This window comes from Cytobacillus sp. BC1816, assembly GCF_051353635.1.
Lineage (GTDB): Bacteria > Bacillota > Bacilli > Bacillales > Cytobacillaceae > Cytobacillus > Cytobacillus oceanisediminis_C.
In genome coordinates this window covers 3785344-3811580 of record NZ_CP195611.1, presented here as the reverse complement: position 1 = coordinate 3811580, position 26237 = coordinate 3785344, and the positions used below count along the sequence as shown (strand labels likewise).

The window sequence follows — 26237 nt, the reverse complement described above, 5'->3', positions numbered from 1 at the left end:
TGATCATTGCAAAAGGAGGGGAAATCGCCCAATGCATCGTGGTAAAGGTATGAAATTCGTAGGTGACTCTCGTGTTCCTGCAGAACGTAAACCGAATATCCCGAAAGATTATTCGGAATATCCAGGAAAAACAGAAGCATTCTGGCCAAACTTCCTGTTAAAGGAATGGATGGTAGGGGCTGTATTCCTTATCGGTTTCCTATGCTTGACAATTGCGCATGAGCCGCCATTAGAAAAAATTGCTGATCCTAGTGATACAGCTTATATCCCGCTGCCAGACTGGTACTTCCTGTTCTTGTACCAGCTTCTGAAATACAGCTATGCTTCTGGACCTTATAATGCTATCGGTGCTTTCATTATTCCGGGTCTTGCATTCGGAGCTTTGCTGCTTGCACCATTCATTGACCGCGGACCTGAACGCCGTCCGTCTAAGCGTCCTTTAGCGACTGGCTTCATGTTATTGGCTTTAGCCGGCATTACTTTCCTAACTTGGGAATCTGTTGCACACCATGACTGGGAAGCTGCGGCACAGCAAGGTAAGATTGTTGCTGAAGTAGAGTTTGATAAAGAGGACGAAGGCTACAAGATTTTTGAAGCGAATGGCTGTATTTCCTGCCACGGAGGCGACCTTCAGGGTGGTGCAGGTTCTCCTGCGCTTGTTGACACTGGGTTAACACCTGAAGAAGTTGCTGAAATTGCTAAAAATGGTAGAGGCGCTATGCCTGCAGGAATGTTCAAAGGCACTGATGAAGAACTTCAAAAGCTTGCTGAGTTTATTTCTGGCCTTGAAAGCAAATAATTTGTAAAGAAGCTGGCATTGCCAGCTTCTTTTTTATGTACATAAATTATTCGTTTTTTTTACAGGCATGTGGTGTGGTAAAATAATGAAATAATCCTGTACATAGAGAAGGAGAACAAAATATGAAATGGATCTATCCTTTACTAGGCAGCAAAGCTATGCTGATACTGCTTCTGATTATTAACACGGCAGGTACAATTTATGGGTATATATGGTATAAGTGGCAGCTTGTCGATACACCGCTGATTTTTTTGCCTTTCGTACCGGACAGTCCTACAGCGAGCCTGTTTTTTATGTTTGTGCTAATCGCCTTCCTATTGGGCAAAAATTGGCCGCTGTTTGAAGCATTAGCTATTGTAACCCTTATTAAATACGGAATTTGGGCTGTGGTTATGAATTTGCTTGTTTTTCAGGTGACAGGTGAATTGGATCCTGTAGCTCTCATGCTGATCTTCTCGCATGGTGCCATGGCAGTCCAGGGTGCTCTGTATGCGCCATTCTACCGTTTTAAACTATGGCATCTGGTTTTAACAGGGATTTGGACTCTTCATAATGATATAATTGATTATGTCTTTTTCATGCTGCCGCGCTATCCTATTTTAGATCTTTACACACCGCAAATTGGCTATTTTACATTTTGGCTCAGTATTTTTTCATTAGGAACCGCTTATTACTTCGTCTTAAGAAAGAATCGGTTCAGTTTGGATATAGTGAGTTAGTGCTCCGAATATCTTAATTCAAACCGTTAAGTGTTTTGATTTGAAAGAAATAACCTGGCTGGCTGAATTATTTTCTGGTCTAACCTTGTCCCTCTTTTCATATTTATCTAATAGTAATTTGAGGGGGGACAAGGTTAATGAGGCGAAAAGTAATCGCATTCTTATTCATTATTATGTTATTGCCTGGAATGGTGTCTGCAGATAAGACAACACAAATAGATAAATTAGATCAATTATCTAATGAAGCCTTACAGATGGTTAAGCTCCATAGGTATGAGGATGCCAAGAAGCTTTTGGAGTATTTTTCCGAGCAGTTTGTTGCTGTGAATGGCAAGGAAAGGCCATTTACAATGGACGAACTCCGGATAATTACAGTCTCTCATGATGATGCTGTACAAGCTGCTGTCAATACATCAATGAGCCATGAAGAACGGCTGAATCATGCAACTAAATTCCGCCTGGTTATGGATGCAATCTCTTCAAAATATCAGCCTTTATGGACTGAAATGGAGAAGCCGATTATGACGGTATTTGGAGAAGTTAAGGAAGCCGCATACAGAGGCAATAACGAGAACTTTCATTCACATTTGAATTCCTTTTTATCTTTATATGAGATTATTTATCCCAGTTTAAAAATTGATGTTGATGCCGAAAAGGTACAAAAACTGAACGCACGCATTAATTTTATCGATCATTATCGGCCGCAGGTGCTTTCTCAGCAGGCAAGCCAGCAGGAACTTGCTGCATTGGAAAATGATCTGCAGACAATCTTTGATGAAATGACAGAAGATGAAACGGACCCGTCCCTATGGTGGGTAATCATTTCAACAGGGAGTATTATCATCATTACATTATCTTACGTAGGCTGGAGAAAATATAAGGGCGACAGGGCAAGACAAAAAAACAGATCGTGATAAGAAAGCGGAAGCACATACGAAGGACGCAGACTAAGAACGCCACGTCCTGCGGCAACGTCTGCAAGAACCCATCCTTGTGACCTCAAGGGGGTAGGTGCTGGAGCTAGGCTGTCCTCGAAGTTCAAAAAACTCTACACCTTTATTGAACAAAAAGAATAATTGAGCGTCTTTCCCGTTTTGCAATAAAGGAAAGCGGGAACAAGATAGCTAGAACTACTCGTATGCTGGAGATAAGAAAGACAGCGGTTAAAATTCAACATGATCAGCTTGATGGGAGGTAATAAAATGGGAGGATATCTCATTTATTTTGCAATAATTATTCTTGTTCCGCTCTGGGCGCAAATGAAAGTAAAGGGAGCTTACAGCAAATATTCAAAAATTCCTTCATCTACGCAGATGAGAGGTGCTGAAGTAGCCAGAAGAATTCTGGATGAAAATGGATTATTTAACGTTGCCGTAGAGGAAACCAGGGGACATTTAACGGATCATTATGATCCGCGTTCTAAGACGGTCAGGCTTTCAGCAGCAAATTATCAAGGCCATTCAGTGGCAGCAGCTGCCATTGCGGCCCATGAGGTTGGCCATGCAATTCAGGATAATCAGGATTACGCTTTTCTGCGTTTTCGCCATGCGCTGGTGCCTGTTGCGAATCTTGGTTCAAACTTCTCCTGGATTCTGATCATGATCGGTTTTTTTGCAGGGTTGAGCGGAATGGTGCTGCTGGGAATTATCTTTATGGCAGCTGCAGTGGTATTCCAGGTCATCACTTTACCGGTGGAGTTCAATGCTTCTAATCGTGCGATGGATCAGGTAGTGTCCCTCGGAATTATCAGAAACGATGAAGAACGGGAAACAAAAAAAGTTTTAAATGCAGCTGCATTGACATATGTCGCGGCAGCAGCTGTTGCTGTGCTGGAATTGCTGCGTTTAATCCTTATTTACACAGGTATGACAAGATCGGAGTAAGAAAAGCCTTTAACGCGTGAAGCCAGATAGTTATTTAAAAAAAGCCGGCTAGCTGGCTTTTTTTGCTGAAAAAAAGAGATGTCTTTTATGACACCTCCTGGATCTATTCTTTAGCGTTCAACCGGCTTTTTATTTTCATCTAAAGTAAAGCCTTCCCCCAGTACATCATGGACAGCTGTCACCGATACAAATGCATGCGGATCAACAGCTATGATGACATTTTTTAAACGCACAATTTCATTACGGCCTACAACACAATAGAGCACTTCCCGCTCTAACTTGGTGAAGGAGCCGTGGCCTTTTAACACAGTGACACCCCGGTCCATTTCTTTCATGATTTTATCGGCGATCGCTTCGTTTTGTTCTGAAATGATCATCGCTCCCCTTGCTGCATAGGCGCCCTCTTGCATAAAATCAATCACTTTGGCACCGACAAAAACAGCAACAAGAGTATACATTGCCTCCCTGTAATCCAAATATGTAATTAAAGAAAGTGCTATAACAAAAAAGTCAAAAATGAACATCGTTTTTCCCATGCTGACGCCTGCGTACTTATGGGTAAGCCTCGCGATGATATCCACTCCGCCTGTTGTGCCCCCATACCTGAAAATGGTCCCAAGGCCAATCCCGATAAAGACTCCGGCGAAAAGAGAAGCAAGAGTTAAATCCTCTTTTAAAGGCATTTCAATCTGGTACCGCTGAAAAATCCATAAGAAAATGGATACACCGACAGTTCCGATGATCGTGTAAACAAAAACATTCCTGCCAAGAAGTTTCCACCCTATAAAGAAAAGGGGTATATTCAGCAGCAAGTTTGTATAAGAAGGGTCCCACTTGAACAGGAAATATAAGAGCAGCGTTATCCCGGTGAATCCGCCTTCAGCCAAATTATTCTGCATATTAAAATGAACAAGGCCCCACGAAAAAATGGCCGCACCAAGCAAAATGAAAAAAATATTCTTAAACTTTAATCCAAAATGCATATTATCCCTCCACTGCCTGAATATCACAATACCAAAGCGTATCTAATTATATAAGATACAGAATATAAGAGCAATGACCTTTCCAAGGACAGGAAGGCACAGGTGAATCAATTAGGCTCGATGATAAAAAATATTTGTAAAATAGCCGATCTTTAGCTTAACATGAAAAGTGATAATCTCCGTATATAGATGCACCTATTAAAAAAAGAGGTGAAATAAATGCAAACAGCAAAATCAATGAAAGATATGCAAACAGAAGTAGACACATACATAAGCCAATTTAAAGAAGGCTATTTCAGTCCATTGGCCATGCTTGCAAGAATGACTGAAGAACTTGGAGAACTATCCAGGGAAGTGAACCATTACTATGGTGAAAAACCCAAAAAATCCACTGAGGAAGAAAAGGCGATTGAAGAAGAGCTTGGAGATATGCTTTTTGTTCTAATATGCTTTGCTAATTCCTTAAATATTGACCTGGAAGAAGCGCACGATCGTGTTATGAAAAAATTCAGCACACGAGATAAAGACAGATGGACAAGAATTGAAGAATAGAAGGAGAGAAGACAATGGATAAAGTTAAAATTGTTATAGCGGGACCGAGGGGACGAATGGGAAGTGAAGCCGTCCAGCTTGTTAATCGTACAGAAAACTTTGAAATAGCTGCTGTGATCGACCATAAAAATGGGGGAGGCTTTCTTGGTGATTTTGAAGGATTCTCACAGTTTGGCCAAATTCCGGTTTACACAGATCTTGCCTTATGCTTTCAGGAACTAAAACCGGATGTGCTTATCGATTTGACCACTCCGGAAGTAGGAATGTTCCACACAAAAACAGCCTTGGAGTATGGTGTAAGGCCAGTCGTTGGAACAACAGGCTTTTCGAAGGAAAATTTAAAAGAGCTTGAAGAACTTTGCCAGGAAAAAGGAATCGGCTGCATTATTGCCCCAAACTTTGCACTTGGTGCTGTATTAATGATGAAATTCTCACAATTAGCAGGAAGATATTTTAATGATGTGGAAATTATAGAGCTGCACCATGACCAAAAATTGGATGCTCCATCTGGAACTGCAGTGAAAACAGCAGAAATGATTGCTGATGTAAGAGCGAAAAAAGAGCAGGGCCACTCACAGGAGAAGGAAACGATTCCTGGTGCAAGAGGCGCGAATTTTGATGGCATGCATATACACTCTGTACGGCTTCCAGGCCTGATTGCTCATCAGCAGGTTATGTTCGGTTCGGAGGGACAAACATTGACCATCCGTCATGACTCTTTTAACAGGGCTTCCTTTATGTCTGGAGTAAAGCTTGCTGTCGATACAGTTTTAAAAATTGATACTCTCGTCTACGGCCTCGAAAATATTATTGATTAGAAAGGGGTGCCAACATGAATATTGCCTTAATTGCCCATGATAAGAAAAAGGATGATATTGTAAGATTTGCAATCGCCTATAAATCAATTCTTGCTGAACATACCCTTTACGCTACCGGAACGACTGGTTCACGTATCATGAAAGAAACTGGCCTTTCCATGCATCGCTTTCAGTCTGGACCACTTGGCGGGGACCAGGAAATTGGTGCTTTAATTGCCAACAATAAAATGGATGTTGTATTTTTCTTCAGAGATCCTCTGACTGTTCAGCCTCATGAGCCTGATGTTTCCGCTTTGGTGCGCCTCTGTGATGTATATGCCGTCCCATTGGCGACTAATATGGGCACTGCTGAAATTATTATAAAAGGCCTGGAACGAAATGATTTATCATGGAGGAATATTGTAAGTGAAAAAGGTGACATAAATGAACCTGGAAAATCTTGATATTTTGGCATTTGGTGCGCATGCTGATGATGTTGAAATCGGCATGGGAGGCACAATTGCCAAATTTGCCTCTATCGGAAAAAAAATTGGAATATGCGACTTGACCCGGGCCGAGCTTTCTTCTAATGGGACGGTTGAAATCCGTAAAGAGGAATCATTGAAAGCAGCTGATATACTGGGGGTTAGTGTGCGGGAGACTCTTAGTCTGCCTGACAGGGGTTTATATTATAATCAAGAATACATAAAAAAGATTGCGGAAATGATCCGTAAATACAAGCCTGTTCTTGTGTTTGCACCTTACATGGAGGACAGGCATCCTGACCATGGACATTGTGCCCGGCTGGTGGAAGAAGCCGTCTTTTCGGCCGGAATCAGGAAATATGAAACAGGGGGTAATTTTGCTCCGCATAAGGTGAAAAGCCTTCACTTTTACATGATAAATGGTTTCCATAAGCCTGACTTCCTAATCGATATCTCATCTTTTATGGATAAAAAAGCTGAAGGACTGCAGTCTTATCAAAGTCAATTTGCAAAAAAACCTGGTTCATTTGATACTCCGCTTGTCAACGGTTATATTGAAACTGTTGCAGCGAGGGAAGGCCTATTTGGGAAACAGGCAGGGGTGGAATATGCAGAGGGCTTTAAAGTCAATAAACCCTTAATGGTAAATCTGGATATATTCGGTGGAGAATTATGAGAAAAAAATTAAAAATAGGTATCACCTGCTATCCCACGGTGGGAGGATCAGGTGTTGTTGCAACAGAACTGGGTAAAATGCTGGCTGAAAAAGGCCATGAAATACATTTTATTTCATCAAGCCTCCCTTTTAGACTGAAAAGGATGTACCCAAATATTTTTTATCACCAGGTAGATGTAAATCAATACTCCGTGTTCCAATATGCTCCTTACGATATCGCGCTCGCAAGTAAAATGGCAGAAGTGATAAAACGCGAAGGACTTGACCTTCTTCATGTGCATTATGCAATCCCGCATGCAGTTTGTGCGATTCTGGCTAAGCAGATGAGCGGCACGGATATTAAGATTGTTACCACCCTTCATGGAACAGATATTACAGTTCTCGGGTATGATCCATCCCTGACAGATGCGATCCGTTTTGGAATCGAAAAGTCTGATGGCGTGACAGCGGTATCCAATGCGCTCATTTCGCAAACTTATGACCTGATAAAACCTGATAAATCAATAAAAGCAGTTTATAACTTTATAGATGAAAGAATATACAAGAAAACCGACTCTGCTTATCTTAAAGAAGAATATGGCATAAAACCGGATGAGAAGGTTATCATCCATGTTTCCAATTTCCGCGGTGTAAAGCGGGTGCCTGATGTTGTTATGGCTTTTGCAAAAATCACGGAAGAAGTTCCTTCAAAGCTGCTATTAGTAGGAGACGGACCCGAAATGACCGTTATATGCAGGCTGGTGAATGATCTGCAGCTTAAAGATAAGGTCTTGTTTCTGGGAAAACAGGATAATCTGGAGGAGCTATACAGCATCAGTGATTTAATGCTCTTATTATCCGAAAAGGAAAGCTTTGGACTTGTTGCTCTCGAGGCAATGGCATGCGGAGTGCCATGCATCGGCACTAATACTGGGGGAATTCCAGAAGTAATCAGCGACGGTGAGACAGGTTATATTTGTAATCTGGGGGATATAACTGATATCTCAAAAAAAGCAATTAAACTGCTTAATGATGAGCCCCTGCTTGAAAGGTTTGCTTCCCAATCCATTTCACTCGCAAAAGGAAGATTCAGTGCCAGTCAGATTGTCATTCAATATGAAGAATTTTATTATGAACTTTTGGAAAAAGGTGACCTTCGATGAATGAAGCTTTTTTAAAGGCAGTTCCTGTCCTCGAGAATATAGAAGCGGCAGGTTATGAGGCTTATTTTGTAGGAGGCTCTGTCAGGGATTATATCCTTGGCAAGGAAATTGCGGACGTCGATATAGCCACTTCCGCTGCTCCTGAGGAAGTCAAAACCATATTCCCAAGAACACTTGATGTGGGCATCGAGCATGGTACTGTGGTTGTTCTGCATAATGGCATACCCTATGAAATTACAACATTCAGGTCAGAGGCTGAATATCTGGATTTTAGGAGGCCTTCAAAAGTTCAATTTATCAGATCTCTGGAAGAAGATTTGAAAAGAAGAGACTTTACAATGAACGCGATTGCCATGGATAAGGAAGGGCATCTTATTGATCCTTTTAACGGCAGGGGAGCAATAGAAGAGAAAAGAATCTGCACCGTTGGACAGCCTGCTGAAAGATTTACTGAAGATGCACTTCGAATGATGAGAGCAGTCCGTTTTTTTAGTCAGCTTGCATTTGAAATTGAAAAAAAAACTTATAATGCTTTAGCATCTTTGGCTCATTTACTTGAAAATATTGCAGTAGAAAGAAAGCTGGCAGAATTCGAAAAACTATTAGCAGGAACCAGCCGGATGAAAGCCCTTAAGGTCATTGGGGAAACCGGCTTGTCTAAGTATCTGCCAAATATGTCTGGCTTCCAAAAGGAATTAATGAAGGCAGAAGATTATAATGCAGCTGAACTGACGGTGGATGAAATGTGGGCCTTTCTTGCATGCATCTTTGATTTGGACGAGTCGAAGGCGGGAGCCTTTTTTAAAAGCTGGAAACTGCCTGTAAAGAAAATAAAAAAGTTATTGGCAATTAATAAATGGATTCGGTATAGAGCCAAAAACAAGTGGGATGCCTATTCCCTTTACCAGGCAGGATGCATTTCACTAAACGCCGAGCGGGTCCTCAACGTAATCGTGCACGAGGACTCAAGCAGGGGGATCGATATCCTGGTGAGTCAATATAATTCCCTGCCGATTAAAGAGAGAAGCGATCTTCAGCTTACAGGAGATAACCTGATGAATTGGTTTGGCAAACCTCCTGGCCCCTGGATCAAAGCAGAGCTTGAAAAAACGGAGAAGGCTGTCTTGGGTGGCGAGTTGAATAATAGCAATGAATCCATAAGGGAGTGGCTCATAAATTGCAATCAGAAATTAGGAAAAAATTGATTGATGCTTTTACGAAAAGCAAGGGGGAATATCTTTCAGGCCAGTATTTAGCCGACCTGATAGGCTGTTCAAGAACGGCTGTATGGAAGCATATTGAAGAGCTGAGGAAAGAAGGTTTTGAACTGGAAGCGGTCAGAAGAAAGGGATATCGGATTACGAAAACACCTGAAAAGGTTACTCCTGATGAAATCAGGCTGGGTCTGCAGACTGAAACACTTGGCCGTCAAATTCATCATGAAGAAAGTGTTGACTCAACACAGAAGATTGCCCACCGCCTTGCGTACGAAGGTGCGCAGGAAGGAACGGTTGTAATCGCGGAGGAACAGCTGTCAGGCAGGGGAAGAATGGACAGGAGATGGCATTCTCCAAAATCAACAGGCGTATGGATGAGTGTAATCCTAAGGCCGAATATTCCACCTCCCAAAGCACCGCAGCTAACGCTCATTACAGCAGTGGCTGTTGTACAGGCGATTGAAGTTCTGACAGATTTAACACCGCAAATTAAATGGCCGAATGATATACTAATGAATGGGAAGAAAGTTACGGGAATCCTGACTGAACTGCAGGCTGATGCAGACCGCATTATTTCAATAATCATCGGCATCGGAATCAATGTTAACCAGGAGCTTGATGATTACCCAGATGAACTTAAAGACATTGCCACTTCTATATCCATTGAAAAAGGAGAAAACCTTTCAAGAGCGGAGCTGATTAGAGTATTGCTGGGCAAACTGGAAAACCTTTATAAACTATATTTAGATAAAGGCTTCTATCCGATTAAGCTTCTTTGGGAAAGTTATGCTGTCAGCATTGGTAAAAACCTTACTGCAAGAACTATTACCGGCAGTATATATGGCAAGGCTCTTGGAATTACAGAAGATGGAGTCCTGATGATTGAAGACAGCAGTGGAAAGGTCCATCACGTCTATTCTGCGGATATTGAGCTGGATGTCTAAATTGCCCGCCTAAAATTTTTATAGCCAATTCTTTCGCCTTTTTGATATACTTTTTATGGGCAGTATCCTTAAAAGAACTGCACCTTTTTTGAAAGAACCATAAAATAAATAGATATCTGCCTAGATCCAAAAAAATGGACCGGGACAGAGGGATGAACTGATATATGAGCTATTGCAAAATCCTTCTGCCTTCAGAAGGATTTTTTTGATGTTCTGTTTTTTAACTCATTTGGAAGTTTTATTGCCTCTTCCTGCATAAGGAGGACGAATGATGAAGCAAACAACTGATTTTCTAAAAATGAAGGAAAGTGAAGAGAAAATTGTAATGCTGACAGCTTATGATTTCCCTGCTGCCAAACAGGCTGAAATGGCCAATGTGGACATGATTCTTGTGGGGGACTCACTTGGAATGGTAGTGCTGGGCTATGATTCAACTGTTCCAGTTACAATGGAGGACATGATTCATCATGGAAAAGCTGTTAAACGAGGAGCAAAAAATACATTCATTGTGATTGATATGCCGTTTATGAGCTATCACTTGTCCGCAAAAGATACACTTATAAATGGAGCAAGGCTCATTCAGGAAACAGGGGCACATGCTGTTAAGCTTGAAGGCGGTGATGAAGTCGCACAACAAATTGGAGCGTTAACAAAAGCAGGCATTCCTGTTGTTGCCCACCTGGGCCTGACACCACAATCTGTGGGGGTCCTGGGCGGATATAAAGTCCAGGGGAAAAACGCTGAAGCAGCCAGAAAGCTGATTGATGATGCCAGGGAATGTGAGAGTGCTGGAGCTTTCGCTCTTGTCCTTGAGTGTGTTCCAAAACAGCTGGCAAAGCAGATCACTGAGGAATTGACGATTCCTGTCATTGGGATCGGTGCCGGCAAGGATACAGATGGACAGGTTCTTGTTTACCATGATGTATTGGGATACGGTGTAGAGCGTGTTCCCAAGTTTGTGAAACAGTATGAAAACCTGAACCCTATTATCGGCGATAGTCTTGCTGCTTATTCTGCAGAAGTGAAGAACGGATCGTTTCCTGATGATTCCCATTCTTTCAAGATGAAAGAGGAAGAGCTGCTGAGCTTGTATGGAGGAAAAGCATGAGAACAATTACTGATATAAGAGAAATGCAAAGTATTGCTATACAGCTTAAGAGGGAAGGAAAGACAATCGGCTTCGTCCCGACTATGGGTTATTTGCACGAAGGCCATCTCTCCTTATTAAGTGCCGCCAGAAAAGAAAATGATGTGACAGTGGTAAGCATCTTTGTCAATCCGCTTCAATTCGGTCCTAAAGAAGATTTAGCGACATATCCCAGGGATTTCGAGCGTGACAGCAGCCTTGCAGAGAAAGAGGGGAATGACTACATCTTCTTTCCTTCAGCAGACGAAATGTATCCTGAAACTCCGTCTGTAACAGCCAAAGTGCAGGACCGTACAGATGTGTTATGCGGAAAATCCAGACCGGGACATTTCGATGGTGTTGCAACGGTCCTTATAAAACTTTTTAACATTGTACAGCCTGATAAAGTATATTTTGGGATGAAGGATGCTCAGCAGGTGGCCGTTGTTGATGGGCTAGTAAGAGATTTCAATATTCCAGTGGAAATTGTTCCTGTTCAGACGGTCAGGGAAGAAGATGGTCTGGCTAAGAGCTCAAGGAACGTGCACCTTCTTCCTGCAGAACGCGACCAGGCAACAGCTCTCCATCAAAGTCTCAAGATGGCGGAGTCCGCTATAGATGAAGGGGAACAGGATCCTCAGAAGATTCTAGCCCGCATGAAGGAATTCATTAAAAAAAATACAAGCGGGGAAATAGATTATATTGAAATTCTATCTTATCCCAATCTTAAACAGATTTCCCGCCTGGAAGGTAAAATCATCATCGCAATGGCCGTTAAATTCTCAAAGACCCGTTTAATAGATAACGCTATAATATCCGTAAAAAAAGAAAGCTAAGGGAGGAAGGCAGCATGTTCCGCACCATGATGAATGGTAAGATCCATCGTGCAACAGTAACAGAAGCCAATCTTAATTATGTTGGCAGCATCACTATCGATACAGACATTATTGAAGCAGTAGGAATGGCTCCCAATGAGAAAGTGCAAATCGTTAATAATAACAATGGGGCAAGATTTGAAACCTATATTATACCCGGTGAAAGAGGGAGCGGCGTTATCTGCGTTAATGGTGCAGCTGCACGCCTTGTACAGGAAGGGGATATTGTCATTATCATTTCATATGCTCTCGTTCCTGATGAAAAGGTGCCTTATCATGAACCAAAGGTAGCGATAATGGACAGCAGCAATCGGATCGCTGACATGATACATGCAGAGCCGGAAAGTACAGTATTATAAATAGAGTTTTATAAAGTGCTGAACTCCTTTGGAGATTCGGCTCTTTTTTATAAACAGCCTGAATAACGGCATGGTTCAAGTGGAAGAAAAATTATAAGGGGAAAAGCTATTTACCTTTTTCTTTTTCCGTTTTTATGATACCGTTTGAATGACTGAATATAGAGGTGTTAGCCATGGGTAATAAATATGTTGTAGTGGATTTGGAAACAACCGGGAACGCCCCGAAAAAAGGCGATAAAATGATACAGTTTGCTGCTGTGGTGATTGAAAACGGAAAAATCACAGAGGAATACTCCTCCCTTGTAAACCCGGAGCAATCCATCCCCCCTTTCATAGAAGAACTGACAGGATTGTCAGATGAAATGGTCGAGAATGCCCCGCTCTTTTCGGAAATTGCCCCTAAAGTCTTGACTTTGCTTGAGGGTGCTTATTTTGTGGCTCATAATGTTTTATTTGATTTATCTTTTTTACAGGAAGAATTGATTGAGGCAGGATATAACGGGTTTTACGGTCCTGTTCTTGATACAGTTGAGATGGCCCGTATTCTTTTTCCGACTGCAGATAGCTTCAAATTATCTGATCTTGCACTCCGTGAAGGACTTAATCATGAACGTCCCCATCAGGCAGACAGTGATGCGTATGTGACCGCTGAGCTCCTGTTAATATTATTAAACAAGCTTAAAAACCTGCCCCATAACACCATTGAGCTGCTGCATAAGCTGTCTGGAGGCTTAAAGAGTGATCTTGATTTATTATTGGACGAGCTTATTGCGGTTAATGAAAGTAAAATTGGTTTGCTAGCTGATGGTATTGAAGTACATAGAGGGATTGCCCTGAAAAAAGAAATGAAACCACGGGAATTTGAAGGGGCCGAATTTCAGGGCTTTCCTTTCCGTGAAGAGGAAAAGCAGGAAATGTTCATTAAAGCCTTCCCTTCTTATGAAAAAAGGGAAGGCCAGCTTATCATGATGGATTCGGTTTATGGAGCGTTCAAAAATAAACAGCATGCATTAATAGAGGCAGGCACGGGTGTTGGGAAGTCCTTGGCATATCTTGTTCCATCAGCTGTTTATGCAAAGGAAAGAGGAAGAACTGTCATTATCAGTACATATACAACACAGCTTCAGGAGCAGCTGCTCAGGAAGGATGTTCCTCTTCTTCAAAAAATGCTTCCATTCCCGCTTAAAGCTGTATTGCTGAAGGGAAGAAGCCACTATATCAGCCTTGCGAAGTTCGTTCAAACGTTAAGCGATGATGAAGATAATTATGATACAACCCTCAGTAAAATGCAGATTCTTGTCTGGCTGCTGGAGACTGACACTGGTGATATTGATGAGTTGAACCTATCAAGCGGCGGAATGATTTACTGGAGCAGGATAAAGAATGATGAAACAGCTTTTTTGCAGGATAAGTCCTGGATTTCCAGAGATTTTTATCTGAGGGCAAGAAAGGATGCTCAAAAGGCAGATATCATTATTACGAATCACTCCCTGCTTTTAACGGATCTAACAGCTGATAATGTTATTTTGCCTGAATTCAGCCACGTGGTTATCGATGAGGGACATCATTTTGTTAAGGCCTCCGGGAAACATTTTGGCAATAAGCTTGATTATCTATCAGTGCGGCTGATGCTTGGGCAAATCGGATTATTTGAACAGAAGCAGCTATATTATAAGCTTGAAAAGCTGGTGGAAGAGAAAGCAGCGACTCCGGAGGATTTCATGCATTCATTTGAAATCAACCAAATAATAGCTGGCATTATTCATGAAATGGATGAGTTGTTTAGGGTTATAGCGATTTATGCTAAGAAATATACAAAAGCAAAAAAAAGCGTAAATCGAATTACGGTCCGATTTAATAAGATTGCTGCCAACAAGGAAACGAATGCTGTATTAGCGAGTGCCGAACGTTTTGGATTCATGCTTAAGGAATTGATTCAGGGCCTGGACAGCCGTATAGGCGCAGTTTCAAATATTAAATCAACTCTATCGCTTGACGAGAAGGCATTAATGGAGGAAGTGGCTTCCATTCTGGATGATTTGAGGGGAATGTGTGAGGATGTAAACCATATCTTTCACTTGCCATCCCGGGAATTCGTTGTCTGGATTGAAATGGATACGCGCTCTGCACAAAATGCCACAACTGTTTATGCACAGCCTGTATCAGTTTCTGAATATCTTAATGAACAATTCTTCAGCCAAAAGGAAAGTGCGGTCATTACATCTGCCACTTTATCTGTAAAAAATTCTTTCAGTTTTATCCTAAAGGAACTAGGCCTTGAGGAACAGCAATGCACTTTGAAGCAAATTCAATCTCCTTTTGATTATAAGAGGCAGGTTAAGCTCGTGGTTTCTGATGATTTGCCTGAAGTTAATGCAGTACCGCTCGAGGAGTATGTGGCATCTATTACCGAGCATATAATTTCAATTGCGGAAGCAGCGAAAGGAAGAATGCTGATTCTTTTTACTTCGCATGAAATGTTAAGAAGGACCTATGAGCTTATAAAGGAGTCAGGGTTCCTGGAGGACTATGCTCTCATTGCCCAGGGCGTTACAAGTGGAAGCCGATCAAGACTTACGAGGAATTTTCAGCGATTTGATAAAGCCATTCTTTTAGGGACAAGCAGCTTTTGGGAAGGTGTGGATATACCAGGTGAGGATCTTTCCTGTCTTGTAATTGTCAGGCTGCCATTTTCACCGCCAGATGAACCGATGGCACAGGCGAAAAATGAGCAAATTGCAAATGAAGGGAAAAACCCGTTTTCCGAGTATTCATTGCCCGAAGCAGTTATCCGCTTTAAGCAAGGTGTCGGGAGATTAATCAGAACAAGTTCGGATAGAGGAGTCATCGTAATATTTGACCGGAGAATTATCACCGCAAGGTATGGAAAGGCATTTCTGGATTCCATTCCGCCTATTCCTGTCCAGAAAAGTAATATTGATGAAATTGTCGAATTAATTTATACTTGGCTGTAAAAAATCCGGGGATTTACACCGGAATCCTTCTATGATGAACAAGGCATCTGGTTTTTATAGGATAAATTTAGATGATTAACGCATTATAAATTTGTTGGGTTTTTTATTATAAATCCTCAGTCTGCTTTTGTTCATATGTAGGAGGAATGGGAAGATGAACGTGCTGTTCGCCTTTATGCTACTGTTCACAAATTGGTATTACATACCTAAGGATTCACCAGCTGTTCCTGTCAAAGTGGAAAGCATTGACCTAAAACTAAAAAGTGATGAGCTGGCTTTTACGTTTTTTTCCTTATCTGATGGCGAGGCTTCCTTGATTCATCATGGAAATGACGAAAAAGTCCTTATTAACACCGGCGGTCCAGGAACAGAGAATGAGTTAAAGAAGCTTCTTGAATTATATGGCGTTAACCGGATTTCAGCAATTATCCTGACAGATGAGGAATTATATAACATGGCCAGTCTTAAATGGCTGATAGAAGATTTTGGGGTTAAAGAAATTATAGCGAATGATTCTGCAGTTTCTGAGTTGAAGGGTGAGGACGGAATCGATCTTAATCTGCATGCCTGGAACCAAGATTTTAAGCAGCAGCTTTTTCCGGGGTTGCTTGCAGAAGTTCTTTACGCAGGTAAAGAATCGGGGGAAGGAATGGATATTTCCTTTACATTTGCAAGGCATCGAGTATTATTTATGAACTCGACAAGTCCAAAATCTAAAGATTTTCTCATGGAAAAAAAGTTATCCAATGTTAATATTGTAAAGCTTCCTGCGTTTGGCAGGCACGATTCCATATCCGAAGAGATGATCAAACATTTGGATCCTCAGATCGCCATTCTTTTTTATAAACCATCCATAAAACATGATTCGAATCTGTTCGGGCTGTTAAATGATGCCTGGGTTGATGTATATTATACAAGAAAGCACGGAACCGTTACCATTAAATTTACAGACATTAACTATGAATTATTCACAATTTTCCAGGGCGAGGAGTTCAAATAAACATACACCTTCACCATAATTTCAAAGGGAAATATTTTGTGAAAGTAATTAATATTTGAGGGGAAGTTTATCACTTTCAATGGGCCAAATAATAGGCAAATAAATATTCAAAATTTAAATGCCTAATGAAGAAAGCTGCGCTTGCGGCGCAGCTTGACGTGTTGGACCAGAAGAAAATTTGTAGTTGTTTTAATACCAGTTAATCAATTCTGCTGTTATACTGTTACTGTGATTTATTTCTTTGTAAAATTAGTTTAACCTTAACGGTCGGGTATATAAGTAACAAATATTGTAGAGGCTGAGGAGGAATTCCAGAATGGAAAGCAAAATTGAGGTTTTATCTACCGTGAAGATCCAGCAAAGCCCGGATCTGTATAAAATTGTTGATGCACTGAACAGAACTTTAAAAGAAAAAGATTTGATGTTCGGTTTGGCGCTTGATCAGGAAGACCAAAATAAAGCGATTTTTACAATTTATCGTACATAAAAGAGTGAGTGAGACATGAAAAAAGCAATATGGGGTATCATTATTCTGCTTGTCATATGCATTGGAGCAGGCTCTTTAATTTATTTCAACAGCATGAAGCCCGTTAGAGCGGCAGAATCAAAGGCTGTAGAGCTTGCGAAAAAGGAAACAGATCTTGCTGAAACTGAAGATTTCTATTTATATCATGGCACTGAGACCTACTATGTTATCGAGGGTAAAGACCAAGAGGGGACAGGCATATATGTGTGGGTTCCAGAAAAAAAAGGGAAAATCGTTACACTGAACCAATCTGATGGAATTTCCAGAAATGAAGCCATTTCCAGACTTAAGCAGGAGAAAAATGCTGCTGAAATCATGTCTGTGCGGCTTGGAATGGAAAAAAATATTCCATTATGGGAAATTCATTACCGTTCCGGCAGTGATTTAATAAATTATTATTATATAGATTTTAAAACAGGAGAATGGCTAAAAAAAATTGAAAATCTATAGCCTGAGGCATTACAGCGCCTTAGTGCGGGAAAATCGGGAGGAAGCAAGCAAATGGAGATTCAACTGGCACAAAGAGTAAAAGCGTTGACACCTTCAACAACTCTGGCAATCACAGCAAAAGCAAAAGAGCTAAAAGCCCAGGGACATGATGTTATAGGATTGGGAGCAGGCGAGCCGGATTTTAATACGCCGCAGCATATTATCGATGCAGCAGTGAAATCAATGAATGAGGGACATACAAAATATACACCTTCAGCAGGTCTTCCAGCATTAAAGAAAGAAATCGCAAACAAGTTTAAAAAAGCCCAGGGACTTGATTATGACGCTTCAGAAATCATCGTTACCAATGGTGCAAAGCATGGCTTATATACACTGTTCCAGGTTTTGCTCAATGAAGGGGATGAAGTCATTATCCCGACTCCATATTGGGTCAGCTATCCTGAACAGGTTAAACTGGCAGAGGGTATTCCTGTTTATGCAGAGGGAAGAGAAGAGAATGATTTTAAGATCACACCAGAACAGCTGGCTAAAAGCATAACTGACAAAACCAAGGCAGTGATCATTAACTCACCAAGCAACCCGACGGGCATGCTTTATTCGGCGGACGAATTAAAGGAGCTTGGGGAGGTTTGTTTAAAGCATAATGTCCTTATCATTTCTGATGAGATCTATGAAAAACTGGTATATGGCGGCCATAAGCATACTTCGATTGCCGAAATTTCACCTGAACTTAAGGAACAAACCATTATCATTAATGGGGTATCCAAGTCTCATTCCATGACAGGGTGGAGAATTGGATATGCCGCAGGTAATAAGAATATTATTAAGGCCATGACCAACCTTGCCAGCCATAGTACATCCAACCCGACAACAACAGCACAATATGGTTCAATCGCTGCATATGCCGGACCACAGGATACACTGGAGGAAATGAGAGAAGCATTCGAACATCGGCTAAATGTTATCTATGATAAATTAATCAGCATTCCAGGCTTTACTTGTGTAAAACCACAAGGAGCATTTTACCTGTTTCCTAATGTGAAAAAGGCAGCAGAATTGACTGGATTTGAAAGTGTCGATGAATTTGTGAAGGCGCTTCTTGAGGAAGCGATGGTTGCAGTAATTCCAGGTTCTGGTTTTGGCTCTCCGGATAACATCCGTTTATCATATGCAACTTCTCTTGAATTATTAGAAAAGGCTGTGGAACGGATGCATGGTTTTGTAGAAAAGAACATGAAGTAAAGAAAAGCGGAAACGCCTTGCCCACCCCCGACACCTCGAGGGGGTAGGCTGTTTGCACTATTCAGTTATCGACGTTCAAAATTTTGAACTTTCTTATTTTGTGAAACAGGAGCGCTGGGATTATATCCGGCCTCCTTCTGTATTTATTATCTATATAAGAGCGCTTAAAATATTACTAATATTGCTTGTCAATGTCCTTGAAGGTATAATATATAGCGATACATAAGAAGTGAGTGCTTAGATTTTTTTGGAGGGACCATAAATTGATAAAAACAACAATTTCTCAAGTTCATAAATATGTTGATCAGGAAGTTACGATTGGAGCTTGGATAGCCAACAAGCGCTCAAGCGGAAAGATTGCATTTTTGCAGCTGCGCGATGGAACTGGTTTTATTCAAGGTGTTGTAGTGAAAGCGGAAGTGCCGGAAGAGATTTTCCAGGGTGCAAAATCGGTTACTCAGGAATCTTCCGTTTATGTTACTGGTAAGATTCAAAAGGATGAGCGTTCTCCATTCGGATTTGAAATGCTGGTTACAGGCCTGGAAGTTATTCATCAGGCTGTTGATTATCCGATTACACCTAAAGAGCATGGAACTGAATTCCTGATGGACAATCGTCACTTATGGCTGCGTTCCCGCCGGCAGCATGCAGTCATGAAAATCAGAAATGAAATTATCCGGGCAACTTATGAGTTTTTCAATGAACAAGGTTTTTCCAAGGTTGACCCGCCAATTCTGACGGGAAGTGCCCCAGAAGGTACTTCGGAACTTTTTGCGACAAAGTATTTTGATGAAGATGCTTATTTATCACAAAGCGGCCAGCTTTATATGGAAGCAGCTGCTATGGCACTTGGAAAAGTATTTTCATTCGGGCCGACCTTCCGTGCTGAAAAATCCAAAACTCGCCGTCATTTAATCGAATTTTGGATGATTGAACCTGAAATGGCTTTCTGTGAGTTCGATGAAAACTTAAAAATACAGGAAGAATATGTCGCTCATATTGTACAATCTGTTCTTAAGAACTGTCCAATTGAACTTAAAACACTTGGCCGTGATACGGAGAAGCTTGAAAAAATCACAGCACCATTCCCGCGCATCACGTATGATGAAGCAATTAAGTTTCTTCAGGAAAAAGGCTTTGATGATATCCAGTGGGGAGACGACTTTGGTGCACCGCATGAGACAGCAATTGCAGAAAGCTATGATAAGCCAGTCTTTATCACACACTATCCAACTTCACTGAAGCCATTCTATATGCAGCCTGATCCATCAAGAGAAGACGTTGTATTATGTGCCGACTTGATTGCACCTGAAGGATATGGAGAGATCATCGGAGGCTCTGAGCGTATTCACGACTTTGACCTTCTCAAGCAGCGCCTTGATGAACATAAGTTAGATATGGATGCTTACAAATGGTACCTGGAGCTTCGCCAATATGGGTCAGTACCGCATTCCGGATTTGGTCTTGGGCTTGAAAGAACAGTTGCCTGGATAAGCGGCGTCGAGCATGTACGTGAAACAATTCCGTTTCCTCGTTTATTAAACCGTCTATATCCATAATTTAAAAAAGAATTGATAGATAAAGCAAAAATCCGCCTTCCGCGGATTTTTTGCTTCTTCCGATCTCCGCAACATCTTCCAGAGGAGAGCAGTCAAGCTGAATCTTTATGGAAAAGTTACCGGTTATTCATCTCACTTTGGCCACTATGTTCATGATATACTGAGAAGGAGGTGTCCCGAATGTCTAAAAATAGTTTATTAAAATGGCTTCAGGAAGGAAATATTTCAATACCTGGAGTCCTGCTTTCACAATATAAAGAAATGAATTTGAATGAGCATGAACTCGTCTTAATTCTTCATGTAATTTCCTATATTGAAAATGGGAATGAATTTCCCACCCCTGTAGAATTATCTTCCCGCATGACCATTTCTGTGGCTGAATGTACGGATATGCTAAGAAAACTAATCCAAAAAGGATTTTTTGATATTAAAGATAGCTACTCTGCTGATGGCATCAGATATGAAAAATACCATCTTGATCCGCTTTGGGAGAAGCTTATTGACCAGTTTCTGCTCAGCGGCAAGAAAGAGGAAGCTATTAAGATACAGCAGGAGGAAACAGATCTTTATACTTGCTTTGAAAGGGAATTTGGCAGGCCGCTTTCACCTTTTGAATGCGAAACACTTGCGCTCTGGATGGATGATGATCACCATGATCCCCATATTATAAAAGCCGCATTAAGAGAATCTGTCCTGTCCGGCAAACTGAATTTTAGATATATAGACAGGATTCTTTTTGAATGGAAAAAGAATGGCATAAAGACGATTGAACAGGCTAAAAGCTATGGAAAAAAATTCAGGCAGAACCAGGCACAGCAAAGGACAAAAAGGGAAGACACTCCGTCACAGACGACGAAATCTGTTCCCTTTTATAATTGGCTTGAACAATAAGAAGGCTAAAACAGCACTTAAAATATAGAAGACAGTAAGTTGGTGATTTCTTTGTTAAATAAAACACAAATAAGATACTGCCTTGATGCAATGGGGGAGATGTTCCCGGAAGCACATTGTGAATTAAATCATTCCAATCCATTTGAATTAGTCGTAGCTGTAGCACTATCGGCACAATGTACTGATGCACTGGTAAACAAAGTGACAAAAAACCTGTTCCAGAAGTATAAAACACCCCAGGATTACCTCGATGTTTCCCTTGAGGAACTGCAGGAGGATATCCGCTCAATTGGTCTTTTTCGCAACAAAGCTAAAAATATCCAAAAGCTGTGCAGATTGCTTCTGGATGAATATGAGGGTGTAGTGCCGCGCGACAGAGATGAGCTGACAAAACTTCCTGGGGTAGGACGCAAAACTGCCAATGTCGTTGTCTCAGTGGCTTACGGAGTGCCTGCTATTGCAGTCGATACTCATGTTGAACGAGTAAGCAAAAGGCTTGGCTTCTGCCGCTGGAAGGACTCTGTACTGGAAGTTGAAAAGACATTAATGAAGAAAGTGCCGATGGATGAATGGTCAATTACCCATCATCGTATGATCTTTTTTGGAAGATATCACTGTAAGGCACAGAATCCTCAATGTGAGGTTTGCCCTCTGCTGGATTTATGCCGTGAAGGCAAAAAACGAATGAAGGTGAAGCAAGCAAAATGACCGGGGAGATAGCCATACCTGTTTCAGAACAATTATGCCATTCCCTGTTTTACAAAATGAATGATTCATTGGCTGTAAAAGAAGGATCCCTTTCCGCTTATCAGCCTCTCCCGCCATTTTTATATGAAGCGGCTTTTTATGCGGGGATTCATGCTGTAAGGCCTTGGGAAACCAGCGATAAATATATTCCGGTCTTAATGAATGAGTGGGCAGGGCAGAAACATCTTCTGGGTATCCACTTTTCAAATCGGGACCAGAAGGCAGCCTTAGATCCGATGAAAGTATCTTTGGCAGTATTTTTACAGCTGTTGTATTGGGCAAACAGCAAGCCGGTAAACCTTCAGTCAAATCCTGGAGAATTGCCGGTTAAGCCAGTGAATCTTAAAGAACGGCTTAATTTCATTTTTGCACGACCTGCTTTTTATCATTCTTACATACAGCTATCTGAACTAATGGCTGAAATGGAAAAACAATATAGGAAGCTGCTTGCATTGGAAAAAATGAAGAGAAAGCGCCTTTAAATGATAGGCGCTTTTTTCTATGGCTAGAGAAAAAGTTCATCAGACTCAATAGGGCCGCACGTACTACAAGTCCCGCGCAAAATCCTATTAAGCCGCGCAAAAGGAAGGAAAGCGCGCGCAAAAGACCGAGACCCGCGCATCCAAAGTCCAGCGCAGACCCAAAAGGATCGCGCACAACTCCAAAGAATCCAAGCGTAAAAGGAGAAAGTATGCCTGCAATCACGAATAACCCGACACAAATGAACTAGTACCGCTGATTCCGTAAAAGCTCACGCAGGACAAAGACAAAAAAGAGCTGACTCAACACCGAGCCAGCTCTTCATTTTATTTAGTTATGTGCCAGATCCATTTCCGGAACCGCTCGATCCGGGAGTGCCACTGCCAGTGCCGTTTCCGCCGCTGTCAGTGCCTCCAGTACCTCCAGTACCTCCAGTACCTCCAGTACCTCCAGCACCAGTTCCATTTCCTTCTCCAGTACCGGTATCCCCATCACCGGAACCATCACCATTACCTTCACCGTTTCCGGAATCATCACTATTTCCGGTGCCGTCTTCGGAACCATCACCATTTCCAGAACCGTCGCCACCTTGGTTTCCGTCCTGGCTGTCTTCACCATTTTGTCCTTCTTGACCTTCCTGTCCTTCTCCGCCAGTTCCATCTTGTCCGTCACCTTCAGTTTCATCTTCTTCGATGACGCTTGGATCAGGGATTTTTACTTTTACAGAAGCAGGATCACTTTGCTGATCACCATTAAATGCTGTTACTTTAAAGGTATAAACAGCTCCTGGCTGAGGGTTGGCAATTTTTAAGCCTTTTTCAGAAGTGACGCTAAGCTGCTGATCTCCGCCTTCATTTACGGATACAGTGACTTCAAATTGGGTGCCTTTTGCATCTTCTGGATATTCCCATGATAATGTAATTTCATTTGTCTCCTGGTCAAAGTTCGCTGACAGGCCAGAAGGGGAGTCGAGTTTATCAAACTTCTCAGACACCTGTGTCGGAGCATTGCCTTTTACAGCATACTCATAAATGATTTGATCCTTAGGTGTATATTGGCTTGCCCGTTTGGCAGGGTTGCTTCCTTTTTCAATGGCAACCTCCTCCACAGAGTTAGGGACCTTGAAGTCTTCAGTTTCTTTTCCTTCTGAAACATGTGCCATTAGGCTGCTGAATAGTCTTTGCGCAATTTTTTGCTCATCGCCTGCAGGGATATAGTTTTTTCTATCCTGATAACCGGTCCAGACAGCTGCTGTATAGTTCGTCGTATAACCTGCAAACCATGCATCAGGCACAGCACCACCAGGAATTCCCCATTCCTGTTCCTGTTCATCAGTGTAGTTTGTAGTTCCTGTTTTTCCAGCTACAGGCAATCCTTGAACATCTGCCTGTCGGCCAGTTCCATATGAAGATTTGACTACACTTTTCAGCATGTCACTAATCATAAATGCTGTATAATCTTTCATCACTACTTCAGACTCTGGTTTCAAGTCAAGCTTCGTCCCGTCACGCATTTCAATTTGCTTGATGGCATGAGGCTCAGTGTAAAAGCCATTATTTCCAAATGCACTGTATGCGCCGGCTACCTGCAGAGAGGAAACCTCATATGCGCCGATAGAATACGACTCATACATTTCTTCCATTGGGATGCCTAATTTATTGGTAAATTCCAAAGCTTTATCAGTTCCTACTTCCTGAAGTGTTTTCAGGGCCGGGATATTACGCGAACGGGCGAGGGCTTCACGCATGGACATAGGGCCCATATGTTTTCCGTCCCAGTTATTGATTTTTGTTCCGCCGGAGTATGTGTGGGGTTCATCAACAATAGTATGGTAGGTTCCCCATTTAAGATACTCGATTGCTGGTCCATAATCGACAATTGGTTTAAAAGTTGAACCAGCATGTCTTTTTTGATCTACAGCATAGTTAAAGCCGCGTTTTACTTCCTGGTTGCGACCGCCGCCAATTGCTCTTATTTCGCCAGTTTTTGTATCCAGCAGAGTGATTCCTGCCTGGAATTCGTCATCTGGATACGCTACCGCTGCATCAGTGTTTAAGATGTCTTCTACGTGCTTCTGTGCATCCGGATCCAGGGTCGTATAAATTTTTAGTCCATCAGAATATGGGTTAAGATCCGGGTATTTCTTCTCTACTTCATCCAAGACAACATCGATGAAAGAATCATATTTTGATTCGTTTGTTTCTCTTTTCTCTTCAGCCACAAGTGTAGATTCCACAGGAACTTTTTGGGCCGCTTCCATTTGTTCTTTTGTAATGAAACCATGCTGATTCATCAGTGAAAGGACAATATTTCTTCTTTTCTCTGCCTTGTCAGGATGATCAAAAGGATTATAATTGTTCGGACTTTGCGGCATGCCGGCTAAAAGGGCGGCTTCATGCAGCTCCAGCTCATCCAGTTCTTTATCGAAAAAGATTTTCGATGCCGTTAAAACTCCATGCCCCTCTGACATGTAAATCTTGTTCACATACATCTCAAAGATTTCCTGTTTTGTATACTTGCGTTCAAGCTGGAATGCGAGCCAGGCTTCCTGGGCCTTCCTGCTTAGCGTTTTTTCATTATTTAAGAAGGAGTTCTTTACCACCTGCTGGGTAATCGTACTCGCCCCTTCAGAACCAAATCCGCGAGTTACGTTGGCTATTACTGCACCGCCTAATCGTATTAAGTCCATGCCATTATGTTTGTAAAAGCGAACATCCTCAGTTGCCAAAAAAGCATCTTCCACTAGTTTGGGTATGTCTTCATAGGCGACATAATCACGGTTTTCGGAGCCTACATCTGTAATGAATTCGCCCTCCATATCGTAAATCTGTGAAGAAATTGGATCCTTCAGCAATTTTTCATCAAGTTTTGGCGCGTCTTTCACCATAAAAGCAAAAGCGCCTGCTCCTATAAGCATTCCAGCAATTCCGAGGGCAATTAAAATAAGGAAAATACGTTTAAAAGTGCCTGTGCCTTTTTTTCTGCCCTTCTTTTTAGGCTTGGATTGCTGTTTGCGGCGCTCCTCTCTTGATTGATATTTTTCAGTCATATCTATGTTCATCCTTTCTTGACAATGGAACTGTAAAAAACTTATTTAAGGGTATAAAGATAATCTATTATCTTAATATAGTCAATTCTGGGCTGAAATCCAAGCGGAATGTGGTGGCCATGCATTTCGATTTCACCCTTGGTAATTGATTTTCTTCCCCCGGCCTTCATTCTCTCCCAGTATGAGAGCAAATAATGTGCCTCAAAAAGAAAAACTTCTTCGGTGGCAGAAAAGCGGAGAAGAACAAAACATATCCCTTGCTGGGCTAATACCTTCTCCATGTGCTTCACCTGGTGTTCATGAAAATTCTTTAGAGGGAAGGAGGTAGTATTCTGAGTTTCTTTTGCTTCAAAATCAATATATCTCCCTTTATACACACCATTATAATCGGTTGTTGATGCTTGTTTGAAATATGCTTCTTTAATAACGGCCGCACTTCTCTTTGGATAATCGACCTGGACGATTTGAACAGGCGTTGGCTTTTTATGAATAGTGGCTATTCCATGTTCCAGATAGAATTCATTGGTTTCGTTTATATCTTCCTCCAGTGTCATTCCGCGATTGCTGTAGGTCCATTTCTTCTCTGGTGTTAATTTTTTGGCGCTATTAGCAGGTGGAGTATATCTCCTGCCATTAGGATAATGGAAATTCATGCATTCACCTCGTTTTAAACTACTCCCTATAATAACAAAAGTAAGCATGATTTGGTTGAATAAAAAGTTCTAAATAACAAAGTATATAGGTAACTTCATTCGAGCGAT

26 protein-coding genes are annotated in these 26237 nt (G+C 41.6%); 23 read left to right on the top strand and 3 right to left on the bottom strand.

Going from position 1 to position 26237, the window contains the following annotated elements:
* Window positions 1–31 precede the first annotated feature (31 nt).
* The 4 genes from ACR42H_RS19370 to ACR42H_RS19355 all read left to right on the top strand — a co-directional run bounded on the left by ACR42H_RS19370 (window position 32) and on the right by ACR42H_RS19355 (window position 3401).
* Window positions 32–799, top strand: a complete 768-nt coding sequence (locus ACR42H_RS19370; protein WP_113884563.1) for a menaquinol-cytochrome c reductase cytochrome b/c subunit — start codon at window positions 32–34, stop codon at window positions 797–799.
* A gap of 122 nt (window positions 800–921) precedes the next feature.
* Window positions 922–1518, top strand: coding sequence for a DUF1405 domain-containing protein (locus ACR42H_RS19365; RefSeq protein ID WP_436372670.1), 597 nt, complete (start codon window positions 922–924; stop codon window positions 1516–1518).
* 137 nt (window positions 1519–1655) lie between these two features.
* Window positions 1656–2432 (top strand): sporulation protein YpjB, encoded by a 777-nt coding sequence (gene ypjB, locus ACR42H_RS19360; RefSeq protein WP_113884565.1) that lies wholly within the window; start codon window positions 1656–1658, stop codon window positions 2430–2432.
* A 288-nt stretch (window positions 2433–2720) separates the two neighbouring features.
* The gene (locus tag ACR42H_RS19355; RefSeq protein WP_436372667.1) at window positions 2721–3401 is read left to right on the top strand and encodes a zinc metallopeptidase; all 681 of its coding nucleotides are present in this window, start codon (window positions 2721–2723) and stop codon (window positions 3399–3401) included.
* A 110-nt stretch (window positions 3402–3511) separates the two neighbouring features.
* On the opposite strand, the gene ACR42H_RS19350 is transcribed toward ACR42H_RS19355, so the two are convergent.
* Entirely contained in the window at window positions 3512–4384 is an 873-nt protein-coding gene (locus tag ACR42H_RS19350) for a YitT family protein (RefSeq protein ID WP_113884567.1), read from the bottom strand.
* A 219-nt stretch (window positions 4385–4603) separates the two neighbouring features.
* Between ACR42H_RS19350 and ACR42H_RS19345 the strand changes: the two genes are divergently transcribed.
* The 19 genes from ACR42H_RS19345 to ACR42H_RS19255 all read left to right on the top strand — a co-directional run bounded on the left by ACR42H_RS19345 (window position 4604) and on the right by ACR42H_RS19255 (window position 22429).
* Window positions 4604–4936, top strand: coding sequence for a nucleotide pyrophosphohydrolase (locus ACR42H_RS19345; RefSeq protein ID WP_113884568.1), 333 nt, complete (start codon window positions 4604–4606; stop codon window positions 4934–4936).
* A gap of 14 nt (window positions 4937–4950) precedes the next feature.
* Entirely contained in the window at window positions 4951–5754 is an 804-nt protein-coding gene (gene dapB, locus ACR42H_RS19340) for a 4-hydroxy-tetrahydrodipicolinate reductase (RefSeq protein ID WP_113884569.1), read from the top strand.
* A gap of 14 nt (window positions 5755–5768) precedes the next feature.
* Entirely contained in the window at window positions 5769–6197 is a 429-nt protein-coding gene (mgsA, locus tag ACR42H_RS19335; protein ID WP_113884570.1) for a methylglyoxal synthase, read from the top strand.
* Window positions 6178–6894, top strand: a complete 717-nt coding sequence (gene bshB1 / locus ACR42H_RS19330) for a bacillithiol biosynthesis deacetylase BshB1 (protein ID WP_113884571.1) — start codon at window positions 6178–6180, stop codon at window positions 6892–6894. Before mgsA ends, bshB1 begins: the two co-directional genes overlap by 20 nt.
* Entirely contained in the window at window positions 6891–8036 is a 1146-nt protein-coding gene (gene bshA, locus ACR42H_RS19325; protein WP_436372663.1) for an N-acetyl-alpha-D-glucosaminyl L-malate synthase BshA, read from the top strand. Before bshB1 ends, bshA begins: the two co-directional genes overlap by 4 nt.
* Complete coding sequence (locus ACR42H_RS19320; protein ID WP_436372660.1) at window positions 8033–9241, top strand: CCA tRNA nucleotidyltransferase; 1209 nt, start codon at window positions 8033–8035, stop codon at window positions 9239–9241. The genes bshA and ACR42H_RS19320 overlap by 4 nt, the downstream gene beginning before the upstream one ends.
* Window positions 9214–10197: a biotin--[acetyl-CoA-carboxylase] ligase gene (locus ACR42H_RS19315; protein ID WP_436372658.1), complete on the top strand. Its 984-nt coding sequence runs from the start codon at window positions 9214–9216 to the stop codon at window positions 10195–10197. The genes ACR42H_RS19320 and ACR42H_RS19315 overlap by 28 nt, the downstream gene beginning before the upstream one ends.
* Window positions 10198–10468: 271 nt before the next feature.
* Window positions 10469–11305, top strand: a complete 837-nt coding sequence (gene panB, locus ACR42H_RS19310; RefSeq protein ID WP_436377015.1) for a 3-methyl-2-oxobutanoate hydroxymethyltransferase — start codon at window positions 10469–10471, stop codon at window positions 11303–11305.
* Window positions 11302–12159, top strand: coding sequence for a pantoate--beta-alanine ligase (panC, locus tag ACR42H_RS19305; RefSeq protein ID WP_436372656.1), 858 nt, complete (start codon window positions 11302–11304; stop codon window positions 12157–12159). The genes panB and panC overlap by 4 nt, the downstream gene beginning before the upstream one ends.
* Window positions 12160–12173: 14 nt before the next feature.
* Window positions 12174–12557, top strand: a complete 384-nt coding sequence (gene panD, locus ACR42H_RS19300; protein ID WP_113884577.1) for an aspartate 1-decarboxylase — start codon at window positions 12174–12176, stop codon at window positions 12555–12557.
* A 173-nt stretch (window positions 12558–12730) separates the two neighbouring features.
* Window positions 12731–15532 (top strand): ATP-dependent DNA helicase DinG, encoded by a 2802-nt coding sequence (dinG, locus tag ACR42H_RS19295; protein WP_436372654.1) that lies wholly within the window; start codon window positions 12731–12733, stop codon window positions 15530–15532.
* 154 nt (window positions 15533–15686) lie between these two features.
* A complete protein-coding gene (locus ACR42H_RS19290; protein ID WP_436372652.1) occupies window positions 15687–16532 on the top strand; it encodes an ATP-dependent DNA helicase in 846 nt (281 codons plus the stop codon).
* Window positions 16533–16848: 316 nt separating this feature from the next.
* Entirely contained in the window at window positions 16849–17019 is a 171-nt protein-coding gene (locus ACR42H_RS19285; protein WP_009332715.1) for a YpmA family protein, read from the top strand.
* Window positions 17020–17034: 15 nt separating this feature from the next.
* Entirely contained in the window at window positions 17035–17508 is a 474-nt protein-coding gene (locus ACR42H_RS19280) for a cell wall elongation regulator TseB-like domain-containing protein (RefSeq protein ID WP_436372650.1), read from the top strand.
* A gap of 57 nt (window positions 17509–17565) precedes the next feature.
* Window positions 17566–18750 (top strand): pyridoxal phosphate-dependent aminotransferase, encoded by a 1185-nt coding sequence (locus ACR42H_RS19275; RefSeq protein WP_436377013.1) that lies wholly within the window; start codon window positions 17566–17568, stop codon window positions 18748–18750.
* Between the two features lie 263 nt (window positions 18751–19013).
* A complete protein-coding gene (gene asnS, locus ACR42H_RS19270) occupies window positions 19014–20309 on the top strand; it encodes an asparagine--tRNA ligase (RefSeq protein WP_436372648.1) in 1296 nt (431 codons plus the stop codon).
* A 180-nt stretch (window positions 20310–20489) separates the two neighbouring features.
* Window positions 20490–21200 (top strand): DnaD domain-containing protein, encoded by a 711-nt coding sequence (locus ACR42H_RS19265; protein WP_113884583.1) that lies wholly within the window; start codon window positions 20490–20492, stop codon window positions 21198–21200.
* A gap of 51 nt (window positions 21201–21251) precedes the next feature.
* Window positions 21252–21908, top strand: coding sequence for an endonuclease III (gene nth, locus ACR42H_RS19260; protein WP_436372646.1), 657 nt, complete (start codon window positions 21252–21254; stop codon window positions 21906–21908).
* Window positions 21905–22429 carry a YpoC family protein gene (locus ACR42H_RS19255; protein ID WP_113884584.1) on the top strand — a complete coding sequence of 175 codons (525 nt, stop codon included), beginning with the start codon at window positions 21905–21907 and terminating at the stop codon, window positions 22427–22429. The genes nth and ACR42H_RS19255 overlap by 4 nt, the downstream gene beginning before the upstream one ends.
* Before the next feature lie 332 nt (window positions 22430–22761).
* Here the strand turns inward: ACR42H_RS19255 and ACR42H_RS19250 are convergent, their stop codons facing one another.
* The gene (locus ACR42H_RS19250) at window positions 22762–25476 is read right to left on the bottom strand and encodes a PBP1A family penicillin-binding protein (RefSeq protein WP_436372644.1); all 2715 of its coding nucleotides are present in this window, start codon (window positions 25474–25476) and stop codon (window positions 22762–22764) included.
* Window positions 25477–25517: 41 nt separating this feature from the next.
* A complete protein-coding gene (recU, locus tag ACR42H_RS19245) occupies window positions 25518–26129 on the bottom strand; it encodes a Holliday junction resolvase RecU (protein ID WP_113884586.1) in 612 nt (203 codons plus the stop codon).
* Window positions 26130–26237 lie beyond the last annotated feature (108 nt).